This window comes from Pseudescherichia sp., assembly GCF_031979925.1.
Taxonomy (GTDB): Bacteria; Pseudomonadota; Gammaproteobacteria; order Enterobacterales; family Enterobacteriaceae; genus Pseudescherichia.
Genome location: NZ_DALZFB010000001.1, coordinates 443,881 through 456,395, shown reverse-complemented (window position 1 = coordinate 456,395; position 12,515 = coordinate 443,881). Strand labels below are relative to the sequence as shown.

The following is a 12,515-nucleotide window of genomic DNA, read 5'->3' as shown; positions in this document are numbered from 1 at the left end:
CCCTTCTAGCGCGCCGGGAGATCCCCGGCGCGTTCAACCTGTGCGTAAACCAATCCAACTTCGGCAGGCCACACAGTTTCCGGCACGTCCACTAACAGCAGGCGCTCCAGCTCTATGATGCGGCTGGTGGCGTATTGTAAGAGCGGATCCATCACACTTCCTCGCCCGGCGCAGCGGCAAGCATGGCCTGATATCTGGCTTTGAGTGCTCGTTCCGTCCACCCTTCAACGAGGCACATTTCGGCTAACATTTCGGGTGTAGGTTCAAGCGGTACAAGCTTCCATCCTTCTGGTTTATCTTGCGCTTTTAGCTCGTTAACCGCTGCCTCAGTCGCTGGCTGCCACAATACCTCCAGTGCGTCAAACAGCAGCGCAGAGGCCGGGTTCAGCGATTTTTCCACTGGCTTAATGCCGCTGGCGCTGTACTGCCAGACCAGCTGGCCGATGATCTCGGCGCGGGCCACGTTGTCCGCCGTCAGCGCATCACGCTGTTTGACCGTTTCACGCAGCGCAGCCGTGGTGCAGTCCAGCCGTTCGGCCAGGCGAGACATCATTTTGGCGATGTCGATGATCGGCGTGTCGCTGCTCAGCGCCTTAGCAAACTCATGGCCCACCGCGATTAGCTCTTTGTTGTTCAGTGATTCACTCATGCCCGTGCACTCCCAAAAATTTTATGAAGTTCGTAGCCCTGCCAGTTCTGGCGGCAAACGTCCGCCACCGATGGTGCTGCTGATGCTGCTGGTTTTGGCCGCTTGATGTTCGCCTCCCCGCCAGGCAGCAGCGTAAAGACCGGGTGATGCGGCTCGCCTGTGCGGATAACTACCGACCTGCGGATCAGGTGCAGCAGCATGTTGTGGGCTTTTTTGCAGTCGCACCCCAGCAGTGCCTGTACCTGACGCGGTGTGACGGTCTGGTTTACCCGGAGGTAACCAACTATTGCCCAGAGTGATTTACTGGCCATCGTTTGCCTCCTGATCCACCAGCTGCTGAACGAGGTCTTTGTGGCGGCTGATAACACGTGCTGCATCGCGCAGTCTGGTCAGCTGCTCCAGCTTGTTCCTGGTACGGCGAATTTCGCGGGAGATCGCACTGACTGTCGGGATCTGCTGTCCGGTGGCGCGTCGTTCAGTAAACGCCGGGATCTCACTGACGAACTGATCCAAGGGTTTATCAGCATCCGGTACCGCCGGTACCTCAGGTGCCGGAACAGGTTCCTCCAGCATCACGGGCAGTGACCACGTCACGCCTTTGCCCTGCCCGTTCTTGGCAACAATGCCCTGCCGCGCCAGTGAGACCATCACCGACGTCATGCCGCGTGCGTTCCGTCTGACAGCCGCGGCGAGAGCAACGGTGGTCATCGCACCATTCTGCTCCAGCAGCTGCTGAATATGCGCCGGGTCAACCGGCTCAGGTTCTTCGCCCTGCAGTAACGGTTTCGGTTTTGCTGCCGGTGCTGGCCTGGCTACTGGCTGCTGGTCTTTCAGCTTTCCGACGAACCAGCCGCCATCGGCAAAGTCACAGAGGCCCTGCTCGCGCTGCTCGCGGAGCATTTTCAGAGCCTCCACAGGCTCAATGTCCAGCCGGGATGCCACGTCGCGGTATGAAGCCCGGCCCATTTGTTCCAGTGCCTGGATTACGGTTTCCATAGGTATGCCTTCCGAAGGTTATTTAACAGGACGCAGATGCGATACGTTTTTGCGATAACTCGCCCAGCCGAAATTGACCCAGATGCCACCGTCCATCTGAAGGCGATCCATGACGCGTGCGCCCAGGGTGGTAACGAGTTCCCCGTGATTCAGGTTGGTGAGGATGCCGACCGGACGCATGGACGAAAGCCGGCGGTCGATTACCTGGTTGATAATTACCTTTTCGCCGCTGGAGCCACGCTGAATACCGACTTCGTCCAGTATCAGGAGATCGACGTTGCAGAGGTCGTTAAGCAACGAAGCTTCGGACTGGCCATCGTCATAGCACTCGCGAACCCGTAGCATCAGGTCAGGTATGGTCACCACCAGAACGGAGTGGCCAGCGGCCAGCAGGTGGTTGCCAATTGCTGCCGCAAGATGGTTCTTTCCGGTACCCGGCGCGCCGCTGAACACGAAGCTAGCGAACCCGCTGCCGCCAAAGTTCTGGGCGTAGCTTTTCGCCAGGCTGTACGCCTGACGCTGCTCCGGGCATGACACTTCGTAGTTTGCAAACGAGCAGCTGCGGTGCAGGGCCTGGATGCCGGCTCGACCAAAAATCTTCTCTGAGCGGGCACGCTGGTTCATCCTGTCGATTTCCTCGGAGCGCTTACGGCCCTCGGATTCCTGCCATGCCTGCCACTCCTGGGCATTGCGAAATTTCGGCTGTACGTTAGCCGGAATGATTTTTTTCAGGCGCTCAAGGGCGCTGCCAGTGCCAATAATATTTTTCACGCTTACCCCCTGAACCCGTCTGGAATGGTTTTTTCTGGCTCAGAAACTTGATTCACATCCCGGCCCGTCTTGCGACCACTGAGGCTGAATTTTGGTTTGAACAAACCCTGGTACCCGTTAGCGATGCTGGCGTTGATTACGTCCACCGGATCGTGCCCCTCGTCCAGGCACTGCTTCAGCAGGCTGAAAGCCTTGGTGACGGTCAACTCAGTTTTGATAGGCTTACCAGACTGGCGGCGATACACGACCCACTCATTCCAGGTGGTCGCATTCAGCCACTCAGGAACCGGGATGCTGAGCGGATCAAACTTCACTTTCCCCCCTGGGGGACTATAGGGGGTTAGATCTGTATTTATATTTGTCTTTGGAAGAATGTCTTTGGTGTTCCCTGTTTTCGGGGATCCATTTCCCTGTTTTTGGGGATGGTTATCCCTGTTTTCAGGGATGGCTGATGGGGTAAAAACGCTATCCCCGTTTTCAGGGATGGTGATAACCCACGTGACAGATTCAGCAGCCGGGAAAGCTACCGGGCACTTCGTACAATTCGGCTTGGTATAGGCCCATTTATCCAGGTGGGTATTGATCCCGATGTATCTGGTTTGTCCGATGCGGCGAAGGATAATGATGTTCCGGTAAGCGAGGCTCAGCACGGCTTCAGAGACATGCTTCACCTTCAGCGTCGTTTTGTCTGCGATAAGGCTGTTGGCGATCCGGTCTGATTTTTTCGACCAGCCATACGTCAGACGAACAATAGCGTTCAGCACCCGGAACTCACGACCCGATAACTCGACGATACATAAGGCATCCTGGATCTGATTGGCTAAACGCAAATAGCCCTTATCCAGATCAGCCATGCGGCTCTCCTGTTGCGCCTGTTCTGGCGCAGGAAATTTGTAAATTTCAGCGGTATTTGACATACTGTTCTCCGCAATTACCCCTAGTTTTTGCACCCGAAAGCCGTTGCTGTTCCACCAGCGCGGCTTTCACCATTTTTAGGCCCGTCATACTGCCCCCAACATCGTCGTTACCATCGCCATAAGCGGCCCAGCCAGCTCAGGCTCAAGTCGGAACATCGACACGATCCCCTCGCTCATCTCCTTCAGTTTCTGATGCCTAGGTGCATCCAGCAGCACCGCGCGCTTTGCCTCGCCCACCTCCTTCTCGGCATGCGCCAGGCGCGTTAGCTTGCAGTCACCGCCCACCAGCGAACCGCGATGCTCAAGCGGCAGAACGGCCAGAATGGCGGGGGTCAGCTGGCGAATCCGATCCCGGCAGTCGTCGGTATCGAAACGATTATCGAGCCAGCGGAAAAGTTTCTGCCGGGCGCGGCTGATATCTTCCGGAAACTCGATACCCTCCCCGCCGCAGCTGCGCCACTGATCCACGATATGAGCAGCTACAGCATCCTGCCCCGCTGCCGCTGCCCAGGCGCGAACGGCGTCGCGAATTTCACTGTGGCTAGGCAAGTCATCAGTGGCTTGAGAGCGATTTATCATCGCTGCCTGCAAAAACGGGTTACTCTGCTGATATGTAAGTGTTTGCATAGTCAGTACTCCTACTTTGGTAAACCATCAGTGGGATTTGGGTAGGCTTCTGGATCGATTTCATGCGGCGTTACACGCCAGTTGAGGATCCGACACAGTGGCAAGATTCGACCATGCGGGATTTTTCCCTTCCGTAACCACTTACCCACGGCTTGGGATGAAATGCCGAAACATTCGCCAATACCTACTTGCGTCATATGGCTGCTGATTTTCTCTTTGAGTTGGTTGTCCATTGATTACCCTGATTGTTCGTTTTAGGTGTTTGGAGAATAGCACTTAAAACTTTTGGTTCCAACAAAAATCAAACCAATAGTTCTGATGAACTATAAAACCATTGGTTGTAAAATAAAAATATGAACAAAACACCTCACCCTGTATTTGCGAAAAGAATCCATCAAGTGATGGAGGAAAACGGCTGGAGCATGGCGGACCTTGCCAGACGCGTAATGCTTTCCCATACGTCAGTGCGTAAATGGGCGAATGGCGCAGCAGCTGCAAGTGGCGAGCGACTTAAGAGACTATCTGCAGTTACAGGAAGGCCTGAATATTGGTTCTTTATGGAACCGGGATGTGAAGGCGATAATGGTGAAGAGCTTCCCGCAGTGCCTCGCGTTCTCGACGAGCGAGAAGAAACGCTATTATCACTGTTCAATCAGTTGCCAGAAGCCGAGAAGCTTAGATTGATCATTCATACAAGAGGCGTGGTGAAAGAAATGGATCTGCTTAAGAACGATGTCTTTGACATAATGAATGACCTGAAGAAATAGCGCCTTCAAACCAGTTCAACACTAGGGCACCCTTTGAGGTGTCCTTTTTTTCGCCCCCAAATAGAACTATTGGTTCCATTATCGCTTTACATGTCGAACTTTTGGTTGTAGTCTTCATTCCATCGACAACAAGCGCAGCGTTGTCAGGTTAAACAAACGTTCTGACGCCGGGAAAGACCGGGAGGATGAGATGGCAACTACCAAGGCAGTACCAAACAGCGGGAAGGCAGTTCCAATGCGCAACAGCCGCACCGGCGCAGCTTGGCTCGTCTCGTTTAATCATATTGAAGGCATGTACTGGCACGAGCCGCAGGGCAACCTGCGTCATATCCGCCAGCCGTTCGCCGCCCCCAGCATTCAACCGCATCTGGTACCTGCGGGGACGCACTGATGAATACGTTATTTGCGTTAGTGCTGACCGTGGGTATGACCAACGGCGATTTTCAGGATGTGGTGCTGGGTGTGTATGAAGACCAGCGCCAGTGTGAAGCGGCAGCTGTTGAGCAGCATGTTGCGGGCGAGTGTTTCGAAGTGGAACGCATTGTCCGTAACGGCGAACAACCAGCCGTGACCCTGTAACGAAAAAACCCGCCGAAGCGGGCTATCCCTCCGGTGCCACCGACCAAAGTACACCGGAAAACAACTTAAAAACCAAAGTTCACCCAATGGGCGCTATCTCTGGCCCGGGGATCTTACATCCAAAAAAGAGGATCCGACATGGAATTTTTTCATCTGCTTAAAGCCAGTCAGAAGTCTGGCAAGAAGGATGCAGTGATTTGGTTCACTGCGAAAAGTGCAGCGCGCGCCAATCTCCAGCTCGATGTTGCGCTGGAAGAAGCCGGCATTGAAGAAACCGGCCGCGGTAAAGATTACGCAAAACCGATCCGCACCGATTTTCCGGTGGTTAACGACCTGCCGGAAGAAGGCACCGTGGATTACACCTGGTGCGATCGCTATACCCTCGGCGACGATGGACGCACGTGGAGCCCGATCCAGGGCGTGAATACTCAGGATGAGCATGCCGATAACATGGACGATTCCGGGCAGGACGACGGATGGACATCTATCCGCGAGCTCTCCTTGCCTCAGCAGATTGCTGCCGCGTGGATGTTTGACCAGCAGCACATTGACCGTCAGCAACTGAACGAAGTCATAGAAGCGGTACAGACTGATAACAGCGAAACCTTAAGCATTGTTGTTGCAGCGCTAACTGATCCGGCGGTAGTAAATCTTACTGGAGGGGTAACGGCGGGGGTCATTCGTGCAATCCGTCAGGTATGGCCAGAAGACTATCGCGACAACATGACTGCAGATCTGGTGAGTCAGCTTGCCTGCGTGTACGCGACGTCTTCTGAGGATGGAAGAGCTAATATCGTGCAGTCGTGGATTGAAACCCAGCAGGCCCCTGCGGGAGAAACGGGTGCCACCGACACCGGTATAACCACTCATCAGAACTATAGCTACGATCAGCGCGTACTGGGCATCTGGCTGTTTGGCTTATTTAGCGAGCTGAGTGCCGAACAGAAAGCCGAGATCACACGTATCAGCCTGGACATGGACGCAACCTATCCGCAGAACGTGCTACTGGCCTGCCGTAATCATGATCTGCGCCAGCTACAGCATGTGTTTCCTGAAACCCTGGCGGACCTGTTTACTGATGTCCAGTCTGTCTGGCCAGTCGAAGGCCAGGCACCGCAACTGGCCCAGCTTGTCTCGTTCTTTAAAGAGTGGATCGACGCACATAACAGCAATTCATCTATCACTGCCCCGGGAAAAAAAATTGACCGTGATGGTGTCACTGCCAAGTGGCTTAAGAAAGCAGGTAAGACATCTATCCAGCGCACTGACACTGGTACCAATGCTGGCGGCGGTAATGCTACTGATCGCAATCCGGATCTGAAACACACGATCGACACTCTCGATATTGAAATCGCGGCTGCCCTGCTGCCGATGGATTACAACATCTACGAGATCCCCGGTGGCGTGCTGCGCCGTGCGAAAGAAATCATCGCCAACAAAGAAGAGCCCTGGAGCTCGTGGAGTGCCCAGCTGCGCAAGACGCCGGGCATTCTGGACTTTTCACGTGCTGCTGTTTTCGTCCTGATCCGCAATGCGCCTGAAGGCATCCATAACGAGACTCCAAAGCTAATTAGCTACATTGCGCAGAACGGCAAAGAAGTCGCGTTTATCCCAGATACAGGGAACGACGACAGCGAAGCGCGCTGGCAGGCTGTTGAATCGCTGCTGATCACCCCTGCTGCTGCGCCAGCTGAAGAGAATACCACCGCCGGTGAAACGACCCAGCCCGAAGTTAAGAGCCTGGGCGGCGGCATGTTCTCCATCGATGGCCTGCTGGGTGAAAATGCAAACCCGGTCATCAAAACCCCCTCAAATGAAGTCGCAAAACAGGAAGTGGAGACCACCAACGATGTGCAGATGGAAGAGACTGACCCGAGCAAAGTCGAAGCTGGTGATGCGGTACCAGCGGTCGAAGGCGCTGATGCAGCTGCTGCGCAAGCAAATAGCGTAAGCCCGGCGGATATTCTCGCCGCTGCCGCTCCGGAACTGGCGAGCAACGTTGCCGCCGATCTGGACCAGATTATCGAACCTCTGAACCAGGCTGAGCCGGAATTACCTCAAACCGAACCAGAAACGCCAGTAATCGAACCAGAAGCGGACATTCCCGAGCCAGAGGCTGCCGCGCAACAGTGGCCAGCCTATTTTGAGCCGGGCCGTTATGAGGGGCTACCGAACGACGTTTACCACGCCGCGAACGGCATCAGCAGCACCATGGTAAAAGACGCCAGGGTTAGCCTGATGTACTTCAACGCCCGCCACGTCACTAAGACCATAGCTCGCGAACGTTCCAAAGTCCTGGATATGGGCAACCTGGTGCATGCGCTGGCGCTGCAGCCGGAGACACTGGCCGCCGAGTTCAGCATCGAGCCGGAGATCCCGGAAGGTGCGCTCACCACCACGGCGACGATCCGCGCCTGCATCGACGAGTACAACGCAAGTCTGCCGCCGCAGCTGAGCGCTGACGATATCAAAGCGCTGCTGGAGGCGTATAACGCCACGCTGCCCGCGCCGCTGCCGCTGGGCGGTGACAAAGAAGCAATTGGCCTCGCTTATGTCGGCCTGCCTGCCGAATTTAAGCGGATTGTTGGTGACGATAAAAACTTTACCGCCACGGCGATGAAAGCATGCATCAAAGAGTACAACGCCACCCTGCCCGCGCCGGTGAAAACTACCGGCAGCCGCGATGCGCTCCTCGAGCAGCTGGCGATCGTCAATCCTGACCTGATTGCCCAGGAGGCACAGAAGCCCGCACCGCTGAAAGTGTCCGGCACCAAAGCCGACATGATTCAGGCGCTCAAGGCAGTACGCCCGGAAGCCGTTTTCGCCGACGAGCTGCTGGACGCCTGGCGCGAGAACCCGGAAGGCAAGGTGCTGGTGACCCGCCAGCAGCTGACGACCGCGCAGGCCATCCAGAAAGCGCTGCTGGCGCACCCGACCTCCGGCATGCTGCTGACGCACCCGAGCCGCGCTGTAGAGACCAGCTATTTCGGCATTGACGAAGAGACAGGTCTGGAAATCCGCGTGCGCCCTGACCTCGAGATCGAGCTGGACGGCGTCCGCATCGGTGCCGACCTCAAAACTATCAGCATGTGGGATGTGAAAGCAGATGCGCTGAAAGCCCGACTCCGCCGTGAAATCCGGATCCGTGATTATCACCTGAGCGCGGCCATGTACTGCGAAACCGCAGCGCTGGATCAGTTCTTCTGGATTTTCGTCAACAAAGACGAGAACTACCACTGGATCGCCATTATCGAGGCATCAACCGAGCTGCTGGAGCTGGGCATGCTGGAATACCGTAAAACCATGCGTGCTATCGCTACCGGTTTCGACACTGGAGAGTGGCCAGCTCCGATCACCGACGATTACACCGATGAACTTGACGACTTCGATCTGCGCCGCCTTGAAGCGCTGCGCGACCAGGCATAAGGGGAATGACCATGGAAAATACGAACATCATCACAGCAGAACAGCAGGCACCGAACACCATTTCTGCCAGCAACGCTATTTTCAACGTGCAGGCGCTTAGCCAGCTTACTGCCTTTGCCAACCTGATGGCTGACTCTCAGGTTACCGTACCGGCTCATCTGGCAGGAAAGCCCGCCGATTGCATGGCGATCGTCATGCAGGCGATGCAGTGGGGCATGAACCCATACGCGGTGGCGCAAAAAACTCACCTGGTCAATGGCCAGCTGGGTTATGAAGCGCAGCTTGTTAATGCCGTAATTACCAGTTCAAGCGCCATTCATGGCCGATTCCATTATCGCTACGGCGGTGACTGGGAACGTTGCACCAGAACTAAAGAAGTTAGCCGCGAGAAAACCGGTAAGAATGGCAAATACACCTCCATCGAGCGCGTTCGCGACTGGACTGATGAAGATGAAGTTGGGCTGTACATTCAGGTCGGAGCCATTCTTCGTGGCGAAAGTGAAATCACCTGGGACAAGCCTCTTTACCTGTCTCAGGTGGTTACCCGCAATTCGCCTCTGTGGGTTTCAAAACCAGACCAGCAAATAGCTTATCTTGGGGTGAAGTACTGGGCGCGGCTCTACTGCCCACATGTGATCCTCGGCGTTTACACGCCTGATGAGCTGGAGCAGCGCACAGAGCGTGAAATCAATCCTGCACCAGCACAGCGCGTGAGCCTTGCTGATATCAAAGGTGACAGCGTAACTACTCACAGTGCGCAGGAATCTTCCGCCAACATCGATGCTATGGCGGATGAATTCCGGGATCGCATTGAAGCTGCTCAGGACGTGGATGGTGCTAAAGCTCTGCGTGCCGACATCGAAACCGCTAAAGCGACGCTAGGATCCGCCCTGTTCACTGAACTGAAAAACAAAGCCGTTAAGCGCTATTACCTGGTTGATGCCCGTAACAAGGTGGAGGCGGCGATCAACTCCCTGCCTCAGCCCGGCGAACCAGATGCTGCTGAGCAGTTCGCCAAAGCCGAGCAGGCACTTGCGGCGGCGAAGCGCCACCTTGGCGACGAGCTGTATGACCAGTTCGCCGTTACCCTGGACGATATGAAGCCGGAATACGTGGCCTGAGGGAGGCGGGAGGGGCAACCCTCCCGGTAACGAGATGAGCGAGAAACAAACCCGCTGGAGCGTTGAGGAACTGCGCCTACTGCAGACGCACAACAACCAGCAAATCGCAGAGCTGACCGGCCGCCCGTTGGTTGAAGTAGAGGATCGCCGACTGCTGGCGAATATCGAGCGGAATTGCTGGGATGTGTTTGATCCGGAGTGTGCCGAATGAGACTGATTAACCGTAGCAAGAAAGAATCGCCGTTGGCGCGCCGGGCTTGCGATGCGGCGCTGGCCCGTCATGTTGAACGGTTCGGCGATTACGCCAGCCGGGCCAGCAGCAGCGAATACACGGTGCTGGTGGACGGAATGAAGGTAAAGGTCGAAGTCCAAAACCGCAGCGCCAGCTATGTGGCCACGGCGATCACCGGCGCACGGCGGCTGCGCCGCCTGGCCGGCCGGATGTCTTGATATCGAAATATCATCAACGCGCGATCAGCATAGTTATACTCGTGCTGATCGCCAGGTACTTCATATGGCACAAGTTATTTTTAATGAAGAGTGGATTGTGGCGTCTAAACTGACCGAAAAAACAGGTCTCAGCGAGCGCCAGATTAAGGCGTTCCGCCAGGGCGCATGGATTGAAGGCATTCATTTCAAGCGCGTCTCCCTGTCCGGTATGGAAACCCAGCGAGGCATTATCTGGTACAACTACCCGCGGATTAACCAGTTAGTACAGGAGTCGTAATGTCATACCCAACGGGCGTTGAACTGCATAACGGGAAAATCCGTATCACCTTTCTTTACCGTGGCTCCCGCTGTCGGGAGGTCCTTAAAGGCTGGGCCATTAATGCCTCGAACATAAAGAAAGCCGGTAATCTGCGCGCTGTGATCGTCAGTGAAATCCAGCTTGGCCTGTTTGATTATGCGGCGCGGTTTCCCGACTCCAGGGCTCTTCAGAAATTCTCATCCACTCGCGTAGCGTATACCTGGGGTGAGCTGGTCGAACTCTGGCTCAATGCTAAAGAAGAAGACATTTCAAAAAACACAATGGCCCGCGTTAAAGCGCAGCTTAAAACCATTAACCGGATTATCGGAGAAATGACCCTGATTGCTGATATCACCCACAGCGATCTGATGAATTACCGGAAAGAGCTGCTGCGCGGCGAAACGTTCTATGCGCCCGGCAATAAGCGCCAGAAAACCGGGCGGAGCGTAAACACGGTTAACGATTATATATCGTTGACCTGTCAGATCCTGCGGTATGCGCACCGCAGTAAATTCATCACCGATAAGCCGTTTGAGTACATTCCTAAGCTGCATAAGGATCGCACAAAGCCCGATCCACTTTATCGTGAGGAGTATGCCAGGCTCATCCTGTCAAACAGTGGCCAGGACCGCAACCTGTGGCAGTTCGCTATTAATACGGGCCTGCGCCACGGGGAACTGGCGGCGCTGGCATGGGATGATATCGACTTTGAGGCAGGCACAGCCCACGTCAAAAGAAACCTGACAAAACAGGGCAACTTCGTCCCGCCAAAAACTCTGGCCGGAGATCGGGTGCTGCCCCTGCTCGCCCCTGCACTGGATGCGTTACGCGCGCAGTATGCAATTACGGGCGAGCTGGCGGAGACGACCATCGTTCAGCATTTCAGAGAATACGGCAGCTCCGAAGAGCAACAGCACAGATTCGTTTTCCTGCCGGGCCTGAAGAAGCAAAAGCCAGGGAAGTATTTTACCTGTGATTCGATCAGCGATCGGTGGGATGCAGCAGTAAAGAAAGCCGGTATCCGCCGGAGAACGCCATACCAGACGCGACACACCTTCGCATGCTGGGCACTTTCTGCCGGTGCTAACCCGTCATTTATTGCAAGCCAGCTTGGCCATGAAGACGCACAGATGGTTTACAGGGTATATTCGGCGTGGCTTAAAGAGTTCAGCGGGGATCAGGTGAGCATGCTTAACGATAAATACGGTGTCACCCCCATTACGCCCCCAAAGACGGCAAATAAGGATAATTAATCTTTTAATTCAGGCGGTTAGGCGAAATACCTTATACTGTAGGGGGGTATAGTAGCAGGATCTCTATCTTGCTGTAAAATTTATGTTTGAATAGGTGTGAGTGGGTAGCAACATGGTGTGTTAATCAATAGCGGTCAATGTTAACGTATAAACTATTCTGCTCTGAGGATTTCGTCATGACCATCTTTCATCAACTTACTGCCACCAGTCTGCGTGGCGAGTCTATCTCGATGGCCGACTACGCGGGTAAGCTGGTGCTGGTGGTGAATACCGCCAGCCATTGTGGCTTTACGCCGCAGTATGCGGGTCTTGAAGCGCTCTACAAGAAGTATGCCTCCAGGGGACTCGTGGTGTTGGGTTTCCCCTGCAACCAGTTTGGTTCTCAGGAACCTGGCGGCCCTGATGAAATCGCGCAGACCTGCCACATCAACTACGGTGTAAGCTTCCCGATGTTTGAGAAAGTAGAGGTTAACGGTGCCGCTACCCACCCGGTCTTTCGTTACCTGAAAGACGAATTGCCCGGCGTGCTGGGTGGACGGATCAAGTGGAACTTCACTAAATTCCTGATCGGACGTGATGGCAAACCGCTCAAGCGTTTTGCACCGTTTACCACGCCAGAGAAAATGGAAAGCTTAATCCTTGCCGCACTTGAACGCTAAGT

17 protein-coding genes and 1 pseudogene are annotated in these 12,515 nt (G+C 55.0%); 10 read left to right on the top strand and 8 right to left on the bottom strand.

Annotation, left to right across the window (positions count from 1 at the left end):
• Positions 1-5: 5 nt before the first annotated feature.
• From RTM13_RS02245 to RTM13_RS02210, 8 genes are all read right to left on the bottom strand, one after another.
• Positions 6-152: a hypothetical protein gene (locus RTM13_RS02245; protein ID WP_312210140.1), complete on the bottom strand. Its 147-nt coding sequence runs from the start codon at positions 150-152 to the stop codon at positions 6-8.
• A complete protein-coding gene (locus tag RTM13_RS02240) occupies positions 152-649 on the bottom strand; it encodes a hypothetical protein (protein ID WP_312209744.1) in 498 nt (165 codons plus the stop codon). Before RTM13_RS02240 ends, RTM13_RS02245 begins: the two co-directional genes overlap by 1 nt.
• The gene (locus tag RTM13_RS02235; RefSeq protein ID WP_312209742.1) at positions 646-960 is read right to left on the bottom strand and encodes a hypothetical protein; all 315 of its coding nucleotides are present in this window, start codon (positions 958-960) and stop codon (positions 646-648) included. Before RTM13_RS02235 ends, RTM13_RS02240 begins: the two co-directional genes overlap by 4 nt.
• Positions 950-1,645 carry a hypothetical protein gene (locus tag RTM13_RS02230; protein ID WP_312209740.1) on the bottom strand — a complete coding sequence of 232 codons (696 nt, stop codon included), beginning with the start codon at positions 1,643-1,645 and terminating at the stop codon, positions 950-952. The genes RTM13_RS02235 and RTM13_RS02230 overlap by 11 nt, the downstream gene beginning before the upstream one ends.
• Before the next feature lie 18 nt (positions 1,646-1,663).
• Positions 1,664-2,416, bottom strand: coding sequence for an ATP-binding protein (locus tag RTM13_RS02225; RefSeq protein ID WP_312209737.1), 753 nt, complete (start codon positions 2,414-2,416; stop codon positions 1,664-1,666).
• Positions 2,417-2,418: 2 nt separating this feature from the next.
• On the bottom strand, positions 2,419-3,333 hold the full coding sequence (locus tag RTM13_RS02220) for a replication protein (protein WP_312209735.1): 915 nt from the start codon (positions 3,331-3,333) through the stop codon (positions 2,419-2,421).
• Between the two features lie 84 nt (positions 3,334-3,417).
• The gene (locus RTM13_RS02215; RefSeq protein WP_312209733.1) at positions 3,418-3,960 is read right to left on the bottom strand and encodes a toxin YdaT domain-containing protein; all 543 of its coding nucleotides are present in this window, start codon (positions 3,958-3,960) and stop codon (positions 3,418-3,420) included.
• 11 nt (positions 3,961-3,971) lie between these two features.
• Positions 3,972-4,193 (bottom strand): hypothetical protein, encoded by a 222-nt coding sequence (locus RTM13_RS02210; RefSeq protein ID WP_312209731.1) that lies wholly within the window; start codon positions 4,191-4,193, stop codon positions 3,972-3,974.
• 120 nt (positions 4,194-4,313) lie between these two features.
• Here RTM13_RS02210 and RTM13_RS02205 point away from each other — a divergent pair, with 120 nt between their 5' ends.
• The 10 genes and pseudogenes from RTM13_RS02205 (at position 4,314) to RTM13_RS02160 (ending at position 12,513) form a co-directional block, all read left to right on the top strand.
• Positions 4,314-4,727 carry a helix-turn-helix domain-containing protein gene (locus tag RTM13_RS02205; protein WP_312209730.1) on the top strand — a complete coding sequence of 138 codons (414 nt, stop codon included), beginning with the start codon at positions 4,314-4,316 and terminating at the stop codon, positions 4,725-4,727.
• A 190-nt stretch (positions 4,728-4,917) separates the two neighbouring features.
• Entirely contained in the window at positions 4,918-5,118 is a 201-nt protein-coding gene (locus RTM13_RS02200; protein ID WP_312210139.1) for a hypothetical protein, read from the top strand.
• The gene (locus RTM13_RS02195) at positions 5,118-5,306 is read left to right on the top strand and encodes a DUF1482 family protein (RefSeq protein WP_312209728.1); all 189 of its coding nucleotides are present in this window, start codon (positions 5,118-5,120) and stop codon (positions 5,304-5,306) included. Before RTM13_RS02200 ends, RTM13_RS02195 begins: the two co-directional genes overlap by 1 nt.
• Before the next feature lie 138 nt (positions 5,307-5,444).
• Positions 5,445-8,732 (top strand): RecE family exodeoxyribonuclease, encoded by a 3,288-nt coding sequence (locus RTM13_RS02190; RefSeq protein ID WP_312209726.1) that lies wholly within the window; start codon positions 5,445-5,447, stop codon positions 8,730-8,732.
• Positions 8,695-9,853, top strand: a pseudogene (locus tag RTM13_RS02185) (RecT family recombinase). Before RTM13_RS02190 ends, RTM13_RS02185 begins: the two are co-directional and overlap by 38 nt.
• Before the next feature lie 34 nt (positions 9,854-9,887).
• Positions 9,888-10,064 (top strand): hypothetical protein, encoded by a 177-nt coding sequence (locus RTM13_RS02180; RefSeq protein WP_312209725.1) that lies wholly within the window; start codon positions 9,888-9,890, stop codon positions 10,062-10,064.
• Entirely contained in the window at positions 10,061-10,303 is a 243-nt protein-coding gene (locus RTM13_RS02175) for a DUF4060 family protein (protein WP_312209724.1), read from the top strand. The genes RTM13_RS02180 and RTM13_RS02175 overlap by 4 nt, the downstream gene beginning before the upstream one ends.
• A 64-nt stretch (positions 10,304-10,367) precedes the next feature.
• Positions 10,368-10,580 (top strand): excisionase family protein, encoded by a 213-nt coding sequence (xisR, locus tag RTM13_RS02170; RefSeq protein WP_312209722.1) that lies wholly within the window; start codon positions 10,368-10,370, stop codon positions 10,578-10,580.
• Positions 10,580-11,854, top strand: a complete 1,275-nt coding sequence (locus tag RTM13_RS02165) for a site-specific integrase (RefSeq protein WP_312209721.1) — start codon at positions 10,580-10,582, stop codon at positions 11,852-11,854. Before xisR ends, RTM13_RS02165 begins: the two co-directional genes overlap by 1 nt.
• A gap of 176 nt (positions 11,855-12,030) precedes the next feature.
• The gene (locus RTM13_RS02160) at positions 12,031-12,513 is read left to right on the top strand and encodes a glutathione peroxidase (protein WP_312210120.1); all 483 of its coding nucleotides are present in this window, start codon (positions 12,031-12,033) and stop codon (positions 12,511-12,513) included.
• The last annotated feature ends 2 nt before the right edge of the window (positions 12,514-12,515 follow it).